This window comes from Burkholderia sp. MSMB1588, from assembly GCF_001546925.1.
Lineage (GTDB): Bacteria > Pseudomonadota > Gammaproteobacteria > Burkholderiales > Burkholderiaceae > Burkholderia > Burkholderia humptydooensis.
The window spans coordinates 3,212,115-3,233,938 of the sequence record NZ_LNJS01000001.1; the positions used below are offsets into that span (position 1 = coordinate 3,212,115).

Annotated in this window: 22 protein-coding genes and 1 tRNA gene; 12 read left to right on the forward strand and 11 right to left on the reverse strand. The window is 66.3% G+C overall.

Features of this window, described 5'->3' with window-relative positions; translation table 11 throughout:
* Positions 1-73 precede the first annotated feature (73 nt).
* Positions 74-625, forward strand: coding sequence for a hypoxanthine-guanine phosphoribosyltransferase (locus tag WS92_RS26360; protein ID WP_006025192.1), 552 nt, complete (start codon positions 74-76; stop codon positions 623-625).
* 153 nt (positions 626-778) lie between these two features.
* On the opposite strand, the gene WS92_RS26365 is transcribed toward WS92_RS26360, so the two are convergent.
* Positions 779-1,381, reverse strand: coding sequence for a MarC family protein (locus WS92_RS26365; RefSeq protein WP_006025191.1), 603 nt, complete (start codon positions 1,379-1,381; stop codon positions 779-781).
* Positions 1,382-1,412: 31 nt separating this feature from the next.
* Complete coding sequence (locus tag WS92_RS26370) at positions 1,413-3,149, reverse strand: proline--tRNA ligase (RefSeq protein WP_009917153.1); 1,737 nt, start codon at positions 3,147-3,149, stop codon at positions 1,413-1,415.
* Between the two features lie 218 nt (positions 3,150-3,367).
* On the opposite strand from WS92_RS26370, the gene WS92_RS26375 reads away from it, so the two are divergent.
* Positions 3,368-4,018 carry an RNA pyrophosphohydrolase gene (locus tag WS92_RS26375; RefSeq protein ID WP_015600224.1) on the forward strand — a complete coding sequence of 217 codons (651 nt, stop codon included), beginning with the start codon at positions 3,368-3,370 and terminating at the stop codon, positions 4,016-4,018.
* A gap of 85 nt (positions 4,019-4,103) precedes the next feature.
* Entirely contained in the window at positions 4,104-4,661 is a 558-nt protein-coding gene (locus WS92_RS26380; protein ID WP_015601058.1) for a CNP1-like family protein, read from the forward strand.
* A 131-nt stretch (positions 4,662-4,792) separates the two neighbouring features.
* Here the strand turns inward: WS92_RS26380 and proB are convergent, their stop codons facing one another.
* The 4 genes from proB to rplU all read right to left on the reverse strand — a co-directional run bounded on the left by proB (position 4,793) and on the right by rplU (position 7,899).
* Positions 4,793-5,911, reverse strand: coding sequence for a glutamate 5-kinase (proB, locus tag WS92_RS26385; protein WP_006025187.1), 1,119 nt, complete (start codon positions 5,909-5,911; stop codon positions 4,793-4,795).
* Between the two features lie 84 nt (positions 5,912-5,995).
* Positions 5,996-7,114 (reverse strand): Obg family GTPase CgtA, encoded by a 1,119-nt coding sequence (cgtA, locus tag WS92_RS26390; RefSeq protein WP_015601317.1) that lies wholly within the window; start codon positions 7,112-7,114, stop codon positions 5,996-5,998.
* A gap of 181 nt (positions 7,115-7,295) precedes the next feature.
* On the reverse strand, positions 7,296-7,559 hold the full coding sequence (gene rpmA, locus WS92_RS26395) for a 50S ribosomal protein L27 (protein ID WP_006025185.1): 264 nt from the start codon (positions 7,557-7,559) through the stop codon (positions 7,296-7,298).
* A gap of 28 nt (positions 7,560-7,587) precedes the next feature.
* Positions 7,588-7,899 (reverse strand): 50S ribosomal protein L21, encoded by a 312-nt coding sequence (gene rplU, locus WS92_RS26400; protein ID WP_006025184.1) that lies wholly within the window; start codon positions 7,897-7,899, stop codon positions 7,588-7,590.
* A gap of 221 nt (positions 7,900-8,120) precedes the next feature.
* Here rplU and WS92_RS26410 point away from each other — a divergent pair, with 221 nt between their 5' ends.
* Positions 8,121-9,113, forward strand: a complete 993-nt coding sequence (locus tag WS92_RS26410) for a polyprenyl synthetase family protein (protein ID WP_059931104.1) — start codon at positions 8,121-8,123, stop codon at positions 9,111-9,113.
* A gap of 41 nt (positions 9,114-9,154) precedes the next feature.
* Positions 9,155-9,231: transfer RNA gene (locus WS92_RS26415), tRNA-Pro, on the forward strand.
* Here the strand turns inward: WS92_RS26415 and WS92_RS35980 are convergent.
* Entirely contained in the window at positions 9,220-9,366 is a 147-nt protein-coding gene (locus WS92_RS35980; protein ID WP_171845243.1) for a hypothetical protein, read from the reverse strand. The genes WS92_RS26415 and WS92_RS35980 overlap by 12 nt on opposite strands.
* Positions 9,367-9,471: 105 nt before the next feature.
* On the opposite strand from WS92_RS35980, the gene WS92_RS26420 reads away from it, so the two are divergent.
* From WS92_RS26420 to WS92_RS26450, 7 genes are all read left to right on the forward strand, one after another.
* Complete coding sequence (locus WS92_RS26420; RefSeq protein ID WP_231748940.1) at positions 9,472-10,680, forward strand: HlyC/CorC family transporter; 1,209 nt, start codon at positions 9,472-9,474, stop codon at positions 10,678-10,680.
* A gap of 99 nt (positions 10,681-10,779) precedes the next feature.
* Positions 10,780-12,054, forward strand: a complete 1,275-nt coding sequence (locus tag WS92_RS26425; protein WP_045554819.1) for a GspE/PulE family protein — start codon at positions 10,780-10,782, stop codon at positions 12,052-12,054.
* Positions 12,051-13,268, forward strand: a complete 1,218-nt coding sequence (locus tag WS92_RS26430; RefSeq protein ID WP_015601624.1) for a type II secretion system F family protein — start codon at positions 12,051-12,053, stop codon at positions 13,266-13,268. The genes WS92_RS26425 and WS92_RS26430 overlap by 4 nt, the downstream gene beginning before the upstream one ends.
* Before the next feature lie 44 nt (positions 13,269-13,312).
* Entirely contained in the window at positions 13,313-14,227 is a 915-nt protein-coding gene (locus WS92_RS26435; protein ID WP_006025166.1) for a prepilin peptidase, read from the forward strand.
* Positions 14,228-14,230: 3 nt separating this feature from the next.
* Entirely contained in the window at positions 14,231-14,842 is a 612-nt protein-coding gene (gene coaE / locus WS92_RS26440; RefSeq protein ID WP_006025165.1) for a dephospho-CoA kinase, read from the forward strand.
* Between the two features lie 148 nt (positions 14,843-14,990).
* Entirely contained in the window at positions 14,991-15,746 is a 756-nt protein-coding gene (gene zapD, locus WS92_RS26445) for a cell division protein ZapD (RefSeq protein WP_006025164.1), read from the forward strand.
* Between the two features lie 32 nt (positions 15,747-15,778).
* Positions 15,779-15,982, forward strand: coding sequence for a DNA gyrase inhibitor YacG (locus tag WS92_RS26450; protein WP_006025163.1), 204 nt, complete (start codon positions 15,779-15,781; stop codon positions 15,980-15,982).
* 63 nt (positions 15,983-16,045) lie between these two features.
* Here WS92_RS26450 and WS92_RS26455 read toward each other — a convergent pair whose 3' ends face one another.
* The 4 genes from WS92_RS26455 to secA all read right to left on the reverse strand — a co-directional run bounded on the left by WS92_RS26455 (position 16,046) and on the right by secA (position 21,570).
* The gene (locus WS92_RS26455) at positions 16,046-16,495 is read right to left on the reverse strand and encodes an NUDIX domain-containing protein (RefSeq protein WP_015601053.1); all 450 of its coding nucleotides are present in this window, start codon (positions 16,493-16,495) and stop codon (positions 16,046-16,048) included.
* Positions 16,492-17,361 (reverse strand): ATP-binding protein, encoded by an 870-nt coding sequence (locus tag WS92_RS26460; RefSeq protein ID WP_059931105.1) that lies wholly within the window; start codon positions 17,359-17,361, stop codon positions 16,492-16,494. Before WS92_RS26460 ends, WS92_RS26455 begins: the two co-directional genes overlap by 4 nt.
* Positions 17,362-17,380: 19 nt before the next feature.
* A complete protein-coding gene (argJ, locus tag WS92_RS26465) occupies positions 17,381-18,622 on the reverse strand; it encodes a bifunctional glutamate N-acetyltransferase/amino-acid acetyltransferase ArgJ (RefSeq protein ID WP_059931108.1) in 1,242 nt (413 codons plus the stop codon).
* Positions 18,623-18,777: 155 nt separating this feature from the next.
* Entirely contained in the window at positions 18,778-21,570 is a 2,793-nt protein-coding gene (secA, locus tag WS92_RS26470; RefSeq protein WP_015600954.1) for a preprotein translocase subunit SecA, read from the reverse strand.
* Positions 21,571-21,824 lie beyond the last annotated feature (254 nt).

Sequence of the window (21,824 nt, forward strand, 5' to 3'; positions counted from 1 at the left end):
ATATGCTGTAGCGCGTGGCGTCGCATTGTTTCATTCTTATTGGTATCCCAGACGAGACCGCTCGCCAGACCTCATGAATCGAGAAGAAGCCCTCCACATTTTCCAACACTCCGAAGAGATCGTCTCCGCTGGCGAAGTCAACGCGTCGATCGGCCGGATGGCCGAGGAGATCCGCGGCCAGATCGGCGAGGAGTTTCCGCTCGTGCTGTCGGTGATGGGCGGTGCGGCGGTGTTCACCGGCATGCTGCTGCCGCACCTCGATTTCCCGCTCGAATTCGACTACATCCACCTGACGCGCTACCGCAACACGACGAAGGGCAGCCCCGAGATGCACTGGCGCGTCGCGCCGCGCGAATCGGTGAAGGACCGCATCGTGCTCGTGCTCGACGACATCCTCGACGAAGGCGAAACGATGGCTGCGATTCGCGACCGCATCCTCGAGATGGGTGCGAAGCGCTTCCTGTCCGCCGTGCTGTGCGAGAAGACGCTCGCGAAGGCGAAGCCGCTGCACCCTGACTTCTGCGGGTTCGCGGTGCCCGACCGCTATGTGTTCGGCTGCGGGATGGATGCGAAGGGCTACTGGCGCAACCTGCCGACGATCCGTGCGCTGACGGCGGACGTCTGACGGAACCCATGCGGCGGCCCCGGCTGTCTCGCGCCTGAGACAAAAAGCGGCTCGCGCATCGTGCGCGAGCCGCCTTTCCTTATTGGGCGGCACCTGATTTGATTGGGCGCCTGGCCGCGGCGCGCGGCCTCGACCGGTTGCCCCGCCGGTTCGTCATAACTGGCGAACGAACGCGCGGATGCCCGCCATCATCATCTCGACGGCAATCGCGACGAGCACGAGCCCCATCAGCCGCTCGAACGCGATCACGGTGCGCTCGCCGAGCCACTGCTGAATCCGTTCGGCAAGCACGAGCGTAAACGCACAGACGAGCATCGTCACGGTCAGCGCGCCGGCCCATTCGAGCATCTTGCCGGGCGCCTGCGACGTGAGCAGCATCACCGTCGCGAGCGCCGACGGTCCGGCAAGCGCCGGAATCGCGAGCGGCACGATGAACGGCTCGCCGCCCGCGCGCGGATCGTTGCCGAGCGCGCCGTCCGGATGCGGAAAGATCATCCTGAGCGCGATCAGAAACAGCACGATCCCGCCGCCGATCCGCATCGACAGGTCGGTCAGGCTCATCATCCGCAGAAAGCGGTCGCCGACGACCATGAAGAACAGCAGGATCACGAACGCGATCGCGACTTCGCGCAGGATCACCTTCACGCGACGCTCGCGCGGCACGTCCCGCAGCGCCGCGATGACGAGCGGGATGTTGCCGAGCGGATCGGTGATGAGAACGAGGAGCACCGTCGCCGACAGGAAATTCGACTCCACCGCGCTCCTCCGCTTCGTCGACGGCCGGCGATCAGCGAGCGAGCGCCGCGCGGACCTTTTCGGCGACCGCCGTCGCGGCCGAATCGGCGGGCAGCAGCGTCGCTTCGGCGTCGCGGCGGCCCTGATACTCGATCTTGCCGTCCTTCAGGCCGCGCTCGCCGATCACGAGGCGGTGCGGCACGCCGATCAGTTCCCAATCCGCGAACATCACGCCCGGACGCTCGCCGCGATCGTCGAGGATCACGTCGACGCCCGCCGCGACGAGATCCGCGTAGAGCGTGTCGGCCGCTTCGCGCACCGCATCGCTGCGGTCGTAGCCCATCGGGCACAGCACGACTTCGAACGGCGCGATCGCTTCGGGCCAGACAATGCCCTTGTCGTCGAAGTTCTGCTCGATGGCCGCGCCGAGAATCCGCGTGATGCCGATCCCGTAGCAGCCCATCACCATCGGCTGCGTCTTGCCCGATTCGTCGATGAACGTCGCGCCCATCGCGTCCGAGTACTTGGTGCCGAGCTGGAACACGTGGCCGACTTCGATGCCGCGGCAGATGTCGAGCACGCCCTTGCCGTCCGGCGACGGGTCGCCCGCCTTCACGTTGCGGACGTCGGCGATCACGGGCTCCGGCAGATCGCGGCCCCAGTTCACGCCGGCGATGTGGTAGTCGACCTCGTTCGCGCCGACGACGAAATCGCTCATGTTCGCGACCGTGCGATCGGCGACCACGCGCACCGGCTTCTTCGTGCCGATCGGGCCGAGATAGCCGGGCGGCGTGCCGAACCACTCGACGATCTCCGCCTCGGTCGCGAAGCGATAGCCGGCCAGGCCCGGCAGCTTCGCCGCCTTGATCTCGTTCAGATCGTGGTCGCCGCGCAGCATCAGCAGCCAGACCGTCGGCTCGGCGCCTTCGTTGTCGGTGGCGAGCACGATCGACTTGATCGTGCGCTCGAGCGGGATGCCCATCAGCTCGGCCACCGCCTCGCACTTCGCCTTGCCGGGCGTCGCGACCTTCTGCATCGCCTCGGCGGGCGCCGCCCGGCTCGCGAGCAGCGGCAGCGCCTCGGCCGCCTCGACGTTCGCCGCGAAGTCGGACGTCGGGCAATAGGCGATCGCGTCCTCGCCGGTATCGGCGATCACGTGAAACTCGTGCGAGCCGCTGCCGCCGATCGAGCCGTTGTCGGCCGCGACCGGACGGAACTCGAGGCCGATCCGCGAGAAGATCCGCACGTACGCGTCGTACATCTTCTTGTACGACTCCTTGAGGCTTTCGTGATCCTTGTCGAACGAGTATGCGTCCTTCATGATGAATTCGCGGCCGCGCATCACGCCGAAGCGCGGACGGATCTCGTCGCGAAACTTCGTCTGGATCTGATAGAAGTTCACCGGCATCTGCCGGTAGCTCTTGATCTGGTTGCGCGCGATGTCGGTGACGACTTCCTCGTGCGTCGGCCCGATCACGAATTCGTTCTGCTTGCGATCCTTGAAGCGCAGCAGTTCGGGACCGTACTGCTCCCAGCGCCCCGACTCCTGCCACAGCTCGGCGGGCTGCACGGCGGGCATCAGCAGTTCGATCGCGCCCGCCCGGTTCATCTCCTCGCGCACGATCGCCTCGACCTTGCGGATCGAGCGCAAGCCGACCGGCAGATAGTTATAGATGCCGCCGGCGACGCGGCGGATCATGCCGGCTCGCACCATCAGCTTGTGGCTGACGATCTCGGCGTCGGCGGGGGCTTCCTTCAGGGTGCCGATAAAGAAACGGGAGGCTCTCATGCGAACGGTTCCATTAGCGGCGGCCAACGCGGGCCGCCCGAAAAAAGTCTAAAGGTGAATTAACGGCTGCGCCCCGCGGTATGCGGCGCAGATGACATACCAGACAAATCGGGGACAGTGTAGTTGACGCGCCCCGCCCGGATTCGCTCCGTTCCGGTGCGCAACGCCCGTTATCTGTTTATAATCAAAGCAATTTTAAAGGATTCGAAGGTGGTTGTATGCTGGATCGTGAAGGCTTTCGCCCGAACGTCGGCATCATCCTCTTGAACGCGCACAACGAGGTGTTTTGGGGCAAGCGGCTCCGCGAGCATTCCTGGCAGTTTCCGCAAGGGGGCATCAAGTATGGCGAGACCCCGATGCAGGCGATGTACAGGGAATTGCACGAGGAAACCGGGCTGCTGCCGGAACACGTCAAGATCATCGGCCGCACTCGCGACTGGTTGCGTTATGAGGTGCCAGACAAGTTCATCAAGCGCGAAGTGCGCGGCCATTATCGCGGCCAGAAGCAGATCTGGTTCCTGCTGCGAATGGTCGGCCGCGATTGCGATATCTGCCTGCGGGCGACGGATCATCCGGAGTTCGACGCGTGGCGCTGGAACGAATACTGGGTACCGCTCGACGCCGTGATCGAGTTCAAGCGGGATGTGTATCAGTTGGCGTTGACCGAACTGTCGCGTTTCCTGCGCCGCCCGGCGCAGCGTTCCGACAAGTCGCGCGGTCCGCGCGCGCCGCGCTATCCGCGCGTCGCGAACGGGCACGCGGCCACGGAAACACCGGCAGCGATCGACACGTCGGCAGTCTGTTCGGAAGTCGAGCCGGGCGCGAGCGCGCTCGACGAAATCCCTCCCCGCCTGATTCTGCGCGACTGACGCGCAGGCTCGTTCGACGGGAATGAAAACGCATGACCAGGCGCGGCATTGAAGGATGCCGCGCCTTTTTTACGAGGCACCCATATTGAAAGCGATTGCTCTTGCCGCCGCGTCGATTGCCGCGGCCGCCGCGCTGGCCGGCTGCGCCCATTCGAACACCCCGTCCAACAAGGACGATAGCGAGTTCGTCTACTTGCTCGACCGTCAGCCGCAATGGACTGAAAACAAGGTCGAGAAGCTGCCGCCGCTGCCGCAAACGAGCGATCTGCTGCCGTTCAACGTGTCGCAGAACACGCCGCTCAAGTTCTTCGTCGATTCGAAGTCGCTCGACGTCGGCACCGATGGCGTCGTTCGCTACGTCGTCGTCGTGACGAGTCCGGCGGGCGCGCGCAACGTCAATTACGAAGGCATTCGCTGCGACACCTACGAATGGCGCCAGTACGCGGGCCTGAACGCCGACCACGACGGCTGGGACCGCACGATCGAGACCGACTGGCAGCGGATCGAGAATGGCGAGCTGAATGCGTACCACGCCGCGCTCTATCAGGACTTCTTCTGCGCGAACAAGATGCCGGCGGCCAAGCGTCCGACTATCATCGAGAACATCCGCTACAACCGCACGCAGCTCAATCAGATCCGCTGATCGTCGGGTGCGGCAGGCTGCGCCCGTCGCTCAGACGCAGCCTGCCGGCGACCGGAGGCGAATACGTCACAACGCGCGGGCTTTTGCCATTTGCTTTCGCTTCGAGCGACGCGCAACGCGACACGCCGCCGTCAGACGAGCACGAGATTGTCTCGATGGATCAACTCGGGCTCGAGAAGGTAGCCGAGCACGGCTTCGATCTCGCCGCTCGGCTTGCGCTGGATCAGCTTCGCTTCGGCACTGCTGTAATTGGTGATCCCGCGCGCGACTTCGCGGCCGGTATCGTCGACGCACGCAATCACTTCGCCGCGCGCGAACACGCCCTGCACGGCGACGACGCCAATCGGCAACAGGCTCTTGCCGCCCGCCGTCAGCTTGTCGACCGCACCCGCATCGATGACGACGTGGCCACGCACCTGCAGGTGGTCTGCCATCCACTGCTTGCGCGCCGCCATACGCGCAGTGCGCGCGATCAGTTGCGTGCCAATCGCCTCGCCCGACGCGAGCCGCACGAGCACGTCGCGCTCGCGGCCGCTCGCGATCACCGTGTTCGCGCCGCTGTGCGCGGCGCGCTTCGCCGCGAGAATCTTCGTCAGCATGCCGCCGCGGCCGATGCTCGAGCCCGCGCCGCCCGCCATCGCTTCGAGCTCCGGCGCGCCGGCGCTCGCCTCGGCGACGAGCGTCGCGCCTGGGTCCTTGCGCGGGTCGGCCGTGAACAACCCCTGCTGGTCGGTCAGGATGATGAGCGCGTCGCCCTCGATCAGGTTCGCGACGAGCGCGCCGAGCGTATCGTTGTCGCCGAACTTGATTTCGTCGGTGACGACGGTGTCGTTCTCGTTGATGATCGGCACGACGCCGAGCCGCAGCAGCGTGAGGAGCGTCGAGCGCGCATTCAGGTAGCGTTCGCGGTCGGCAAGATCCGCGTGCGTGAGGAGAATCTGCGCGGTGCGAATCCCGTGCTCGGCGAAACGGCTTTCGTACACCTGCGCGAGCCCCATTTGCCCGACGGCCGCGGCAGCTTGCAGTTCGTCGATCTCGCGCGGCCGCTTGCTCCAGCCGAGGCGCTGCATCCCTTCCGCGATCGCGCCCGAGCTGACGAGCACCACTTCCTTGCTCGCGCTGCGCAGCGCGGCGATCTGGGCGGCCCATCGGCCGATAGCGTCATGATCGAGCCCGCGGCCGTCGTTGGTCACGAGGCTCGAGCCGACTTTCACTACCAAGCGCTTCGAATCGGCGATGATCGAACGCATCGTGCGCTGTCTCCTTGAGTGATGCGCGATTGAATCCCGTGCGCCGGGCAAATCGCTCGGCGCCGTTTGCGACGGACGAGGCGCTCAGGGCGCGTCGGCTTCGCGCGCGTGCGGCTCGCCAACTGCGGGCGGCGCGTCGCGAAAGCGCACGTCCGACGCCAGATCCTCCGCGAGCTCGGCGCGATGCGCTTCCGAATGCGCGACGAGATAGTCGTAGATCGCGTAGACAAGGCCTTCGCAGCCCTGCCCCGTCAGCGCCGAAATCTCGAACACGGGGCCCGTCCAGCCGAAGCGCTCGATGAAATCGGCGACGCGCGCGCCGCGCCCGTCCTCCGGCACCATGTCGAGCTTGTTCAGCACGAGCCAGCGCGGCTTCTCGTACAGCGATTCGTCGTACTTGCGCAGCTCGCCGACGATCGCCTTCGCCTCCGCAACGGGATCGACGCTCTCATCGAACGGCGCGAGATCGACGAGATGCAGCAGCAGCCCCGTGCGCTGCAGATGCCGCAGGAACTGGTGGCCGAGACCCGCGCCTTCCGCCGCGCCTTCGATCAGGCCCGGAATGTCGGCGATCACGAAGCTCTTGCCCGGCCCGACGCGCACCACGCCGAGATTCGGCGCGAGCGTCGTGAACGGATAATCGGCGATCTTCGGCTTCGCGTTCGACACCGACGAAATGAACGTCGACTTGCCCGCGTTCGGCATCCCGAGAAGGCCGACGTCCGCAAGCACCTTCAGTTCGAGCTTCAGCATGCGCCGCTCGCCCGGCTTGCCGTCCGTCTTCTGGCGCGGCGCGCGGTTCGTGCTCGACTTGAAATGCAGGTTGCCGAGGCCGCCCGCGCCGCCCTTCGCGACGAGCACCTTCTGGTCGTGCTCGGTCAGATCGGCGATCAGCTCGCCCGTGTCCATGTCGTTGATGACGGTGCCGACCGGCATGCGCAGCGTGATGTCGTCGCCGCCCTTGCCGTAGCAATCCGAGCCGCGGCCGTTCTCGCCGTTGCGCGCCATGTGCTTCTTCGCATACCGGTAGTCGATCAGCGTATTGATGTTGCGATCCGCGATCACGTACACGCTGCCGCCGCGGCCGCCGTCTCCGCCGTCCGGTCCGCCGAACGGAACGAATTTCTCGCGGCGCATCGACGCGCTGCCATCGCCCCCGTCCCCGGCGATGACCTCGATTCGCGCTTCGTCAATGAACTTCATCCGTCACTCCGTCCAGTATGTGCTGCCATTCCTGCTATTGTGCCGCGCGACGCCGCGCTTGACCAATCGGCCGAACGGCCGATGCGCGCCGAATGCTTGCGCGCAGGACGCGCGCAAAATAAAAAAGGCCCCGCTGCCACCGCGGGGCCTTTTTTGGCTACGAAGCCCGTCGCGCCTGAGCTCAGGCAGCGGCCGGAACGACGACGACCGTGTGCTTCTTGTCAGCGCCCTTCGTCGTGAACTTCACATGGCCGTCGACCAGCGCGAAGAGCGTGTGGTCCTTGCCCATGCCGACATTTTCGCCCGCGTGCATACGCGTGCCGCGTTGACGCACGATGATGCCGCCCGCGTTGATCGCCTGACCGCCATACACCTTGACGCCGAGGCGCTTCGACTCGGAGTCGCGGCCGTTCCGGGACGAGCCGCCTGCTTTTTTGTGTGCCATCTGATTGCTCCTTTACCGAGGGAGGCGCTTACGCGTTGATCGCGTCGATGCGCAGCTCGGTGTAGTTCTGGCGGTGGCCGCCGTGCTTTTGGTAGTGCTTCCGGCGACGCATCTTGAAGATGGTGACCTTGGCATGACGACCGTGAGATACGACGGTAGCCTTGACGGAAGCCCCACTGACCAGCGGCGTACCGAACTTGATCGATTCGCCTTCGCCCACTGCGAGAACCTGGTCGAGCGTGATTTCTGCGTCAATGTCTGCCGGTATCTGTTCTACTTTCAGTTTTTCGCCAACAGCAACCTTGTACTGCTTGCCGCCGGTTTTTATGACCGCGTACATTGAAAACCTCACTCTGGATCCATTTTTCCGTGCACCGTGCGCGGAAAACGCGTGATTATACATAGAGTTAGCGCCTCAGTCAAAGCTCATCCGCGCCTGTTATGTCCGACCGTGGCGCGGACATCGGCCGAACGGCCGAAAAACGCGCGATGAGGTCGCACAACGGCCCGGCTCGACGGCGATTCGCCTTATAATCCGCGGCACTACCCATTTCCATCATCATGTCGTCGACTGCCACCCCCTCCCTCAGCGCCGCCCACTTGCTCGCCCCGATCGCAAGCGACATGGAGCAGGTGAATCGCGTCATTCGGCAAAGCCTCGCGTCCGACGTGCTGCTGATCAACCAGATCGCCGAGTACATCATCGGCGCGGGCGGCAAACGGCTGCGGCCGGCGCTTCTTCTGCTCGTCGCGGGCGCGCTCGGCGAAAACACGAACCAGAAGCACGTGCTCGCGGCCGTCGTCGAATTCATCCACACGGCGACCCTGCTGCACGACGATGTCGTCGACGAATCCGAGCTGCGGCGCGGCCGCAAGACCGCGAACGCGCTGTTCGGCAACGCGGCAAGCGTGCTCGTCGGCGACTACCTCTATTCGCGCTCGTTCGAGATGATGGTGGGCGTCGGCAAGATGCGCGTGATGGAGATTCTGTCCGAGGCGACGACGATCATCTCCGAAGGCGAAGTGCTGCAGTTGCTGAACATGCACGACGCCGATGTCGACGAAGCCCGCTACATGCAGGTGATCCGCTACAAGACCGCGAAGCTGTTCGAGGCCGCCGCGCGGCTCGGCGCGGTGCTCGCGGGCGCCGACGCGCCGACGGAAGCCGCCGCCGCCGAGTACGGCCGTCGGATCGGCACCGCGTTCCAGATCATGGACGACTGGCTCGACTATGCGGGCACCGCCGAATCGATGGGCAAGAACGCCGGCGACGACCTGCGCGAAGGCAAGCCGACGCTGCCGCTCATCTATCTGATCGAACGCGGCACGCCCGAGCAGTCGACGCTCGCGCGCGAAGCGATCGAGCACGGCGGCACCGACCGCTTCGACACGATCTTCGACGCGATCACGCGTTCGGGCGCCCTCGACCATACGCTCGAATGCGCTCGCCAGGAGGCTCAGGCGGCGGCCGCGGCAATTTCTTCATTTCCCACTTCCGTTTTCAAAGAGAGCCTGCTAGAATTATGTTTTTACTCGACGTTGCGTCAGTCTTGATCTAGACTGAAGCGACGAATCAGTACGAATCGAGTACAAATCGGGGTGTAGCTTAGCCTGGTAGAGCGCTACGTTCGGGACGTAGAGGCCGGAGGTTCGAATCCTCTCACCCCGACCAGATTTGTAAAAAACCGCGCACGCAATGCGCGGTTTTTTTTTGCGCGGCGACGGTGCCGCCCCGCCGCACGGGCAATGCGGCGCCGTACACGAACCGGCCGCGCCCCTCTGCTATAGTCTTTTTCATTCCTGTCATTCACCGACTCTGCGACGCGTGGACCAAATTCCCTTATGGGCGCAAATCAGCGCCGTCTTTCTGCTTCTCCTCTGCTCCAGCTTCTTCTCCATTTCTGAAACCGCGATGATGGCGCTCAACCGCCATCGGCTCAAACATCTCGCGGGCCGCGGCGCGCTCGGCGCAAAAACGACCCAGCGCCTCCTCGCGCGGACCGATCAATTGCTGAGCGTGATCCTGATCGGCAACAACCTGTTCAACACGATCATCCCGGTGCTGACGACGTCGATCGCGCTGCGCACGTTCGGCCACGACAACTTCGTGCTGTCGATCGCGACCGGCATCGTCGCGTTCCTCATCATCGTGTTCGCGGAGATCACCCCGAAGATCGTCGGCGCGACGTTCCCGGAGCGGATCGCGTTGCCAGCGAGCGTCGTGATCGCGCCGCTGATGCGCGTGATGATGCCCGTCGTGTGGTTCGTCAACACGCTCGCGGGATCGATCCTCGCCGCGTTGCGGATCAACACGAAGGCCGGCCGCGACCAGCGGCTGTCGACCGAGGAGCTGCGCTCGCTCGTGCTCGAATCGGGCAGCTTCATGCCGACCAAGCACCGCAGCATCCTGCTCAACCTGTTCGATCTCGAGAACATCACCGTCGACGACGTGATGATTCCGCGCCGCCAGATCGAGGCGCTCAACATCCTTGCACCGCTCGACGACGTGCTGCACCAGCTCGAGACCTGCTATCACAATCGGCTCGTCGTCTACGAGGGCGACATCGACCGCGTGCTCGGCGTGCTGCACGTGCGCAAGACGCTCGCCGCGCTCCACAACCAGGATTTCGATCGCGAGACGCTGCGCGCGCTGCTCGCGGAGCCGTACTACGTGCCGTCCGGCACGCCGGTGTTCCAGCAGTTGCAATACTTCCAGGAGAGCCGACACCGCACGGCGCTCGTCGTCAACGAATACGGCGAGCTGCAGGGGCTCGTCACGCCGGAAGACATCATCGAGGAGCTGATCGGCGAATTCACGACGACCATGCCGCGCAGCGAAAACTCGAAAAGCGGCTGGGACGCGAACGGCGAATGCATCGTCGCGGCCAGCATGCCGCTGCGCGAATTGAACCGCTGGCTGCACCTCGGCCTGCCGACCAATGGACCCAAGACGCTCAATGGCCTGATCCTCGAAGAGCTCGAGGAAATTCCCGAGGACGATGTCTGCCTGAAGATCGGCGACGTGATGATCGAAGTGATGCGCACCGAAGATCAGGGCGTGCGCACGGTCAAGCTGTTCAAGCCGCGCACGCCGCGCGGAGGGCGTGCGCCCGGCGCGTGACGCGCGGCGCGGTTGGCCGATCGGCCGACTGTCGGCCGCCCGCTCGACGCGCGATGATCGTTTCATCGTGTCGAGCAGGCGGCCGCGAGGCCGGTTCCGATGTCCGCAACGCCCTCCAACCCTTCTTTTCCTTCCATGCGGCAGGCGGCCCCCGGCGCCGCGGCGATCGCGCCACCCCGGCCACGCAATCCCGAGCTCGCCGACGACGCGCCCGCGGTCGGCATCGTCGCCGACATGCTGCGCGCGGCGCACGAGCGCGACGCGTCCGACATCCATGTCGAGCCCCGCGAATCCGGCTGGCGCGTGCGCCTGCGGATCGACGGCGTGCTGCACGAATTCGCGCGGCCGCCGGCTCATTTGCGCGACGCATGCGTGACGCGAATCAAGGTGCTCGCGCGGATGGACATCGCCGAACGCCGCGTGCCGCAGGACGGCCGGCTGCGGCTCGCGCTCGCGCCGGGGCGCGCGGGCGATTACCGCGTCAGCTCGCTGCCGACGCTGCATGGCGAGAAGCTCGTGCTGCGGCGTCTGGAGACGCTGCCCGCCGATCTGTCGCTCGCCGCGCTCGGCTTCGACGCGGCTCAGGCGCGCGGCGTCGAAGCGGCGATCGGCGCGCCGCACGGCCTCGTCCTTGTCACAGGACCGACGGGCAGCGGCAAAACGCTGTCGCTGTATTGCTTCCTGCAGATGCTGAACGACGTGTCGCGCAACGTCTGCACGGTCGAGGATCCGGCCGAGATCGAGCTCGACGGGATCAATCAGGTCGGCGTGCGCGAGAAGGCGGGCCTGACCTTCGCGGTCGCGCTGCGTGCGTTCCTGCGCCAGGACCCCGACGTCATCATGGTCGGCGAGATACGCGATGCGCAGACCGCCGACGTCGCGCTGAAGGCCGCGCAGACGGGGCACCTCGTGCTGTCGACGCTGCACACGAACGACGCGCCCGCTGCGGTGGCTCGCCTGCTCGACATCGGCGTCGCACCGTATAACCTCGCCGCCGCACTGCGGCTCGTGACGGCGCAGCGTCTCGTGCGGCGCCTGTGTCCCGCTTGCCGCGCGCCGTCGGACGCATCGCCCGCTGTACTGCGCGCCGCGGGATTCGACGCCGCGCCGATCGACGCCGGCTGGCGCCCGTATGCCGCGAAGGGATGCGCCGCGTGTCATGGAATCGGTTATCGGGGGCGCATCGGCATCCATCAGGTGATGCCGCTGTCCGTCGAGTTGCGCAATCTGATCGTCGCGCGCGCAAGCAGTGCCGAACTCGCGCAACAAGCGCGCGCCGAAGGCATGACGAGCCTGCGCGATGCGGCGCTCGCCCGCGTTCGCGACGGCACGACGAGCTGGAGCGAAGCGCTCGGCGCAACGGAGGCGACATGAACACGCGTAGCCCGGCCATGCCGACCGAAGCCCGGTACCGTTGGGCGGGCGTGACGATCGACGGCGCGCGACGCCGCGGCATGCTGGTCGCCGTCAATCCGTCCGCCGCGCGCGCGGCGCTCAAGCGCACGGGCATCACTGTGCTGCACCTCGAAGCGCGCGGCACAGCGCCGCAGCCCACCGCGCGGGCGAGCGAGGTCACGCGTTTCGCACGGCAGCTCGCGGGGCTCTTGCACGCGGGGCTCGCGCTCGCGCCGTCGCTCGAGTTGCTCGCGCAAGCGACGCGGCGAAGCGAAATGCCTCGCATTGCGGCGGGCCTCGCGCGCGAGATCGTCGCAGGACAGCAGTTCTCCGCCGCACTGCGCCGCTATCCGCGCCAGTTCGACTCGTTTTTCTGCCAACTGGTCGCGGTCGGCGAGACCGCGGGAGCGCTCGCCGCCGTGCTCGCACGGCTCGCAGACGATCGCGAGCGCGCAGCCGCGCAATATGCACGCGTCAGAGGAGCGCTCGCTTACCCGGTCGCCGTGCTGCTGTTCGCGCTCGCGATCACCGCGGCGTTGCTGATCTGGGTCGTGCCGACGTTCGAACAGATCTTCGCGGGTTTCGGCGCCACGCTGCCTGCGCCGACCCGTTTCATTCTGGCGCTGTCGGCCAGCGTGACGCGCTGGAGCGCGCCTGCCGCCGCGGCCACGCTGCTCGCCGGCGTTGCCGTTCGCCACGCGGCGCGCCGTTCCGCAACTGCACGCGTTGCGCTTGCGCAGGCGCTGCTGCGCGCGCCGCTCGTCGGACCGCTTGCGCAGACGCTCGCCGCCGCCCGATGGAGCCGCGCGCTCGGCACGCTGCTCGCCGCCGGCACGCCGCTCACCGACGCGTTCGCCGCACTGTCGAACGCGACCGGCAACCCACGTTTCGATCTCGCGACGGCCGGCATCGCCGCACGTCTGCAGCACGGCGAACGGCTCGCCCGCGCGATGCGCGCCGAAGGCTGCTTTCCCGACGACCTCGTCCAGCCAATCGCCGTCGCCGAGGAATCGGGCACGCTGGACACGATGCTCATCGACGTCGCGACGCTCTGCGACCGCCGCATCGACGAACAAATCGGCGTGCTTGCGAACCTGTGCGAACCCGTCGTGATCGTCGTGCTGGGCGCGCTGATCGGCGCACTCGTCGTCGCGATGTACTTGCCGATCGTCCAGCTCGGCAACGTGGTGTAGCATCGCAGCCGAATCCGACTCCATTCGCGATGCCAACCGCCTCGATGACGCCCAATCCGTTCTTTACCGGCCCTCCCGAACACGCGGCAGCAGCCGGGCCGCTCGCCGCGTTCGCGGCGCTCCCCACGGGCATGCAGCTTGCGTTCGCAATCGTGCTCGGTCTCGTCGTCGGCAGCTTCATCAACGTCGTCGTCCATCGGCTGCCGATCATGATGAAGCGCGCGTGGCTCGCCGAAATCGCCGAAGCGACGGGCGAGCCGTCCGTCGACGACGGCTTGCCGGCGCGCTACGACCTCTGCGTGCCGCGCAGCGCGTGCCCGCATTGCGGCCATGTGCTGAGCGCGTGGGAGAACGTGCCGGTCCTCAGCTATATCGCGTTGCGCGGCCGCTGCCGGCGCTGCCATGCGCCGATCGGCGCGCGCTATCCGCTCATCGAGCTCGCGAGCGGCGCGCTCGCCGCCGGCGCGCTCGCGCTCTTCGGGCCGAGCGGCGCCGCGCTCGCCGCGTTCGGCCTGTGCGCGGCACTCCTCGCGATGAGTGCGATCGACATGCAAACCGGCTTCCTCCCCGATTCGCTGACGCTGCCGCTCCTGTGGGCGGGACTGTGCGTCAATCTGTGGGACACGTTTGCGAGCCTTCGCGCCGCGGTGGTCGGCGCAATCGCTGGCTATCTGTTTCTCTGGTGCATTCTGTGGCTCTTCAAATTGCTGCGCGGCATCGAAGGTATCGGCTATGGCGACCTGAAGCTCCTCGCCGCGCTCGGCGCATGGCTCGGCTGGGAAGCCTTGCCGCAAGTCGTGCTGATCGCCGCGGTCGCCGGCGCCGCAGTCGGTCTCGTCGCAACCTGGCGTGGCCGCATGCGCTTCGAGGAGCCGCTGCCGTTCGGCCCGTTCCTTGCGGCGGGAGGCGCCGCGACCCTCTTTTTCGGCACGCCGTTCTACCTGCTGCTCGGAGGCTGAACCATGTTCTCGGTGGGATTGACGGGTGGAATCGGCAGCGGCAAGACGACCGTTGCCAATCTGTTCGGCGAGCTCGGCGTGACGATCGTCGATGCCGATCTGATCGCGCACCGCATCACCGCGCCGCAGGGCCTCGCGATGCCGTTCATCACGCGCGAATTCGGCGCGGAATTCGTCGCGGCCGACGGTTCGCTCGATCGCGAGAAGATGCGCGCGCTGATCTTCAGCGACGAATCCGCGCGCAAGCGGCTCGAAGCGATCACGCATCCGCTGATCCGCGAAGAAACCGAGCGCGAGGCGGGCGCGGCGCAAGGCGCGTACGTCGTCTTTGTCGTGCCGTTGCTGGTCGAGTCGGGAACGTGGAAGACGCGAGTCGACCGAGTGCTCGTCGTCGATTGCGACGTCGAGACGCAAATCGCGCGCGTGATGTCCCGCAACGGCTTCGCCCGCGAGCAGGTGGAAGCGATCGTCGCGCGACAGGCGTCGCGCGACGCGCGTCTCGCCGCCGCGGACGACGTGATCGTCAACGACCATGCGTCCGTCGGCAAGCTCGCGGCCGAAGTCGCCGCACTGCACCAACGCTATCTCGAATATGCGGCCGCCGCGCAAAATTGACGCGCTTGCGGCACGCATGTTGCGTCCGGCGCACGAAACCGCGCAGCGTGTCGCGCCCCCTGAAAAATGGCGCGATTGCTAGGGTAGACGGTGGGCATTAGAATGTCCCTGCAATTTTGGTCACCCCCAACGCGAGAGGCGAGCGCGCTTGATTCTTTACGAGTATCCGTTCAACGAGCGAATCCGCACGCTGTTGCGTCTCGAAGATTTGTTCGAACGCTTTACGTTCTTCGTGGCTCAAGAGGACGCGAGAGAGCATCATGTCGCGCTGACGACGCTGTTCGAAATCGCCGAAGTCGCGGGCCGCGCAGATCTGAAATCGGATCTGATGAAGGAACTCGAACGCCAGCGCCAGACGCTCGCGCCGTTTCGCGGCAATCCCGGCATCGAGCAGAACGCGCTCGAAGCAGTGCTCGGCGAAATCGAGCAGACGCTCGCGAACCTCGCGCAAATGCAGGGCAAGACCGGCCAGCATCTGATCGACAACGAGTGGCTCGCGAGCATCCGTAGCCGCGCGGTCATTCCCGGCGGCACCTGCAAATTCGATCTCCCGTCGTACTACGCGTGGCAGCAGTGGCCTGCCGGGCAGCGCCGCCAGGACATCGCGAAGTGGGCGATGCCGCTCCTGCCGCTGCGCGACGCGGCGATGATCGTGCTGCGCCTCGCGCGCGAATCCGGGCAAGCATCGAAGGTGATGGCGATGCAGGGCAGCTATCAGCAGATGCTGTCCGGGCGCACGTACCAGTTGATGCAGGTGCGCGTGCCGCACGAGCTGCGCGTGATTCCCGAAGCGAGTGCGAACAAATATATGCTGTGGGTGCGCTTCACCGCGCAGGACGGCGACGTGCGGCCGCGCGCGGTCGACATCGACGTGCCGTTCCAGCTCACGCTCTGCAATCTGTAACGGCGGCCTTGCGCCGCATCGATGATCTCCGTATGGCTACTGTCGTGAAATGCCCGTCCTGCGGCAAGGAAGTGCGCTGGACGCCCGAAAACCGTTTTCGCCCATTCTGCTCCGCCCGCTGCAAACAGCTCGATCTCGGTGCCTGGGCGGCCGAGAAATACCGGATCGGCGGAACCGACGACGAAGCACCGTCCGACGACGACGCCGGCAATCGGGAAGGCGGCGACCGCGGCTGACCCCGCCCGTCGCGGTGGGTGCCCCGGCCGAATGCGGCCGGGGAGCGAAGGCTCCGCGCACGTTTATTGCGGCGCGGCGCCTTGCTCGCGCGCGAGCAAATCGAGCACCGGCAGCGCGGCGGGCAGCAGCGGCGCGACGTCGACGGGCAAATGCCGCCAGACGAACGCCTGCCCTTCGCGGCTGTGCGGCTCGCCCGTCCAGCCCGTCACCTTGCAAAAGTACAGACGAACATACGCGTGCGGATAATCGTGCTCGAGCGTATGCCAGCGATGGCATTCGGTCACGAAGATGCCCAGTTCCTCGTGCAGTTCCCGGGCAAGCGCCTCCTCGACGCTCTCGCCAGCCTCGAGCTTGCCGCCCGGGAATTCCCAGTATCCCTCGTAAGGCTTGCCGGGCAGCCGCTGCGCGAGCAGGTAGCGGCCGTCCGGCTGCACCAGCACGCCGACCGCCACCTCGGTCACCTTGCGGCCCGCGCCGGCGGGCGCCGCCGCGTTCGTGACTTCGATACTCATACGTTCTCCTTGCGGCCCGCGCGATCGCGCGCGAACTGCCATGCGACCCGGCCGGAGCGCGAGCCGCGCTCGAGCGCCCAGACGAGCGCGTCGCCGCGCGCCGCTTCGACTTCGGCGTCGTCGCAGCCGAAATGCCTGAGCCAGTGGCCGACGATCGCCAGATAGTCGTCCTGCTTGAACGGATAGAAGCTGACCCAGAGGCCGAAGCGCTCCGACAGCGAGATCTTCTCCTCGACGACCTCGCCCGGGTGGATCTCGCCGTCCGGCAGATGCTTGTACGTCTCGTTGTCGCTCATGTACTCGGGCAGCAGATGGCGGCGGTTCGACGTCGCGTAGATCAGCACGTTGTCGGACTGCGCGGCGACCGACCCGTCGAGCGCGACCTTCAGCGCCTTGTAACCCGATTCGCCTTCTTCGAACGACAGATCGTCGCAGAACACGATGAAACGCTCGGGGCGCGCCGAGATCAGCTCGACGATGTCGCCCAGGTCGTGCAGATCGTCCTTGTCGACTTCGATGAGCCGCAGGCCGTCGGCCGCGTACGCGTTCAGGCACGCCTTGATCAGCGACGACTTGCCGGTGCCGCGCGCGCCCGTCAGCAGCACGTTGTTCGCAGGCTTGCCGTTCACGAACTGGCGCGTGTTCTGCTCGATCAGCACTTTCTGGCGATCGATGTTCTGCAAATCGTCGAGCTGGATCGTCGAACGCGCGGCGACGGGCTGCAGATAGCCGCGCCCCTGGCGCTTGCGCCAGCGGAACGCGAACGCGGCAGCCCAGTCGACCGCCTCAGCAGCCGGCGGGAGAATCGCTTCGAGGCGCCCAAGCAACGCTTCGGCGCGGGTGAGGAACTGCTCGAGTGGATCCATGATGTCGCGCCCCGGCCGCTTACGAACGATAGTCGGCGTTGATGCTGACGTAATCGTGCGACAAATCGCAAGTCCAGATCGTCGCTTGCGCATCGCCGCGGCCGAGCAGCACGCGAACCGCGATCTCGCTTTGCTTCATCACGCGCTGGCCGTCCTCCTCGAGATACGCGGGATTGCGGCCGCCCGCCTTCGCGACGAGCACGTCGTCGAGATACAGGTCGATCTTGCCGACGTCGAGGTCCGCGACGCCCGCGTAGCCGATCGCCGCGAGAATCCGGCCGAGATTCGGGTCCGACGCGTAGAACGCCGTCTTCACGAGCGGCGAATGGCCGATCGCATACGCGATCTGGCGGCACTCCGCGGCGCTCGCGCCGCCTTCGACCGTCACCGTGATGAATTTCGTCGCGCCTTCGCCGTCGCGCACGATCAGTTGCGCAAGCGTCTGCGCGACGGCCGTCACCGCGTCGCGCAACGCCGCATACGCGGGCGAATCGGCCGACGCGATCTCGGGCAGGCTCGCTCGGCCGGACGCGATCAGGATGAACGAGTCGTTCGTCGACGTATCGCCGTCGATCGTGATGCAGTTGAACGAACGGTCGGCCACTTCCTTCACGAGCGCGTCGAGCACGGGCTGCGCGACCTTCGCGTCGAACGCGAGGAAGCCGAGCATCGTCGCCATGTTCGGCTTGATCATCCCGGCGCCCTTGCTGATGCCCGTCAGCGTGATCGTGTGGCCGTCGATCGTCACCTGGCGCGACGCCGCCTTCGCCAGCGTGTCGGTCGTCATGATCGCCTGCGCGGCGTCGTGCCAGTTCGCGGCCGCGCGGTTCGCGAGCGCGGCGGGCAGGCCGGCCTTCAGGCGGTCGATCGGCAGCGGCTCGAGGATCACGCCCGTCGAGAACGGCAGCACCTGCTCGGGGGCGATGCCCGCGAGGCGCGCGAGCGCCGCGCACGTCTCGCGCGCATGCGCGAGGCCCGGCTCGCCCGTGCCCGCGTTCGCGTTGCCCGTGTTGACGACGAGCGCGCGAATGCCGGCGCCGCCCGCGCGCACCTTCGCCAGATGCTCGCGGCAGACCGTCACGGGCGCCGCGCAGAAGCGGTTCTCGGTGAACACGCCCGACACGGTCGCGCCTTCGTCGACGGAGACGACGAGCACGTCCTTTCGGTTCGGCTTGCGAATGTTCGCCTCCGCCCAGCCGAGCGTCACGCCGGCGACGGGATGCAATTGCGCGGGATCGATCGAGGGAAAATTGACAGCCATCTGAAGCACCTGCCCGAAGGAAAATGCCGGCGTTCGAGCCGGCATCGATTGGATTGAAGAACCGGCGGCCGCTCGCGCGCCGCCGCGCATCACACCTCAAAAAATCTTGCGCACAGACGACGCGGCGCGCTCATCGCGCGCCGCCTTCGATCACGTCAGCTCAGCTTGCCGTGACAGTGCTTGTACTTCTTGCCGCTGCCGCACGGGCACGGATCGTTGCGGCCGACCCGCGGCACTTCGCCCCCTGGGCCGCTGTGGCTCATCGCGTGACCGACCATCTCGGCCGTCGCGTCCGCGACCACCGCGCCACCCGCCGTCGCCGCGGCGGCGGCCGCGAAATCGGCGTGCTGGAACTCGACGTTGCCGAGCTGGCCGCCCTGCTCCTCGATCTGCTCGGCCGCCTCCTCGAGCTGCTCGGGCGACTGGATCTGCACGTTCATCACGATCCGCGTGACTTCCTGCTTCACCGCGTCGAGCATCGCCGCGAACAGTTCGAACGCCTCGCGCTTGTATTCCTGCTTCGGGTTCTTCTGCGCATAGCCGCGCAGGTGGATGCCCTGACGCAGATGATCGAGCGCCGCGAGGTGCTCGCGCCACAGGCGGTCGAGCGTCTGCAGCATGATCGAGCGCTCGAACGCGCTGAACGATTCGCGGCCGACCAGCGCGACCTTCGCCTCGTAGTGCTCGTCGGCGGCCGTCGTGACGGCGTCGAGAATCTCGTCCGCGTTGATCGACGACGACTCGTTCACCATTTCCTGGATCGCGAGGTCGAGCTGCCAGTCGTTGCGCAGCGTCTCTTCGAGCTCGGGCAAATCCCACTGCTCCTCGATGCTGCCCGCCGGCACGAACTGGCGGACCACTTCCGAGATCACGCCGTGACGCATCGCGCCGATCGTTTCAGCGATGTCGTGCGCTTCGAGCAGTTCGTTGCGCTGCTGGTAGATCACCTTGCGCTGATCGTTCGACACGTCGTCGTATTCGAGCAGTTGCTTGCGGATGTCGAAGTTGCGCGCCTCGACCTTGCGCTGCGCCGATTCGATCGAACGCGTGACGATGCCCGCTTCGATCGCCTCGCCTTCCGGCATCTTCAGGCGATCCATGATCGCGCGCACGCGGTCGCCCGCGAAGATGCGCAGCAGCGGGTCCTCGAGCGACAGGTAGAAGCGCGACGAGCCCGGATCGCCCTGACGGCCCGCGCGGCCGCGCAACTGATTGTCGATCCGGCGCGACTCGTGACGCTCGGTGCCGATGATGTGAAGGCCGCCCGCGGCCTTCACCTGCTCGTGCAGCGTTTCCCATTCGTCGTGCAGCGTCTGGATGCGGCGCGCCTGCTCGTCGGCCGGAATCGACTCGTCGGCTTCGATGAACGCCGCCTGCTTCTCGACGTTGCCGCCGAGCACGATGTCGGTGCCGCGGCCCGCCATGTTCGTCGCGATCGTGACGCGCTTCGGCCGGCCGGCCTCGGCGACGATCGCCGCTTCGCGCGCGTGCTGCTTCGCGTTCAGCACCTCGTGCGGCAGGCCCGCCTGCTTGAGCAGATGCGACAGCAGCTCCGAGTTCTCGATCGACGTCGTGCCGACGAGCACGGGCTGGCCGCGCTCGTGGCACTCGCGGATGTCGCGGATCACCGCGTCGTAGCGCTCCTTCGCGGTCTTGTAGATCTGATCCTGCTTGTCGATCCGCTTCGGCGGCCGGTTGGTCGGGATCACGACCGTCTCGAGGCCGTAGATCTCGTTGAATTCGTATGCCTCGGTATCCGCCGTGCCCGTCATGCCCGCGAGCTTCGCGTACATCCGGAAGTAGTTCTGGAACGTGATCGACGCGAGCGTCTGGTTCTCGCTCTGGATCTTCACGTGCTCCTTCGCCTCGACCGCCTGGTGCAGGCCGTCGGACCAGCGGCGGCCCGGCATCAGGCGGCCCGTGAATTCGTCGACGATGATCACTTCGCCGTTCTGCACGACGTAGTGCTGATCGCGATGGAACAGCGTGTGAGCGCGCAACGCCGCGTACACGTGGTGCATCAGCGTGATGTTCTGCGGCGCGTAGAGGCTCTCGCCGTCGCCGATCAAGCCCCATTCGGAGAGCAACCGCTCGGCCTTCTCGTGGCCCGACTCGGTCAGGAACACCTGGCGGCCCTTCTCGTCGAGCGTGTAGTCGCCCGGCTTCTCAACGCCCGTGCCGTCCGCCTTCTCCTCGCCGATCTGGCGCTCGAGGAGCGGCGGCAGCGCGTTCATCCGCACGTACAGCTCGGTGTGGTCCTCCGCCTGGCCCGAGATGATGAGCGGCGTGCGCGCCTCGTCGATCAGGATCGAGTCGACTTCGTCGACGACCGCGAAGTTGAGCGGCCGCTGCACGCGCGAATCGGTCTCGTAGACCATGTTGTCGCGCAGGTAGTCGAAACCGAATTCGTTGTTCGTGCCGTACGTGATGTCGGCCGCGTACGCCGCCTGCTTCTGGTCGTGCTCCATCCCCGACAGGTTGATGCCGACGGAAAGCCCGAGGAAGTTGTAGAGGCGGCCCATCCACTCGGCGTCGCGCTGCGCGAGGTAATCATTGACCGTCACGACGTGCACGCCGCGGCCGGCGAGCGCGTTCAGATACGCGGCGAGCGTCGCGACGAGCGTCTTGCCCTCGCCCGTGCGCATTTCGGCGATCTTGCCGTAATGCAGCACCATCCCGCCGATCATCTGCACGTCGAAGTGGCGCATCTTCAGCACGCGGCGGCTCGCCTCGCGGCACACGGCGAACGCTTCGGGCAGGAGCTTGTCGAGCGACTCGCCCGCCGCGATGCGCTGACGGAACTCCCCTGTCTTGCCGCGCAACTGGTCGTCCGTCAGCTTTTCGATCTGCGTTTCGAGCGCGTTGATCGTCGCGACGGCCTTTTGGTATTGCTTGACGAGCCGCTGATTGCGGCTGCCAAAAATTTTCTGAAGAAAACCGGTTGTCATCGGATCGGGTGTGCGTCGGTGCAACGGCCCCGGAGCGGTGAACGCCCTCCCCGGCGCGCCGAGCCTCGGCGGCTTAGCGTAGAAGTGAATTCAAACGTTGAATTTTAGCACGCGCACCAAGGCGCGCCGGTGTCGGCGGCGGCGGCCGCCGTGGGGCGCGGCCGGGCCGGGCATGCAGCCGAAGTTCACCGGCGAACGGGCGACGGAGCGCGAATCTCGGGCGCTCGAAAGCGCGGCGCATCGAAAGGCGGCGC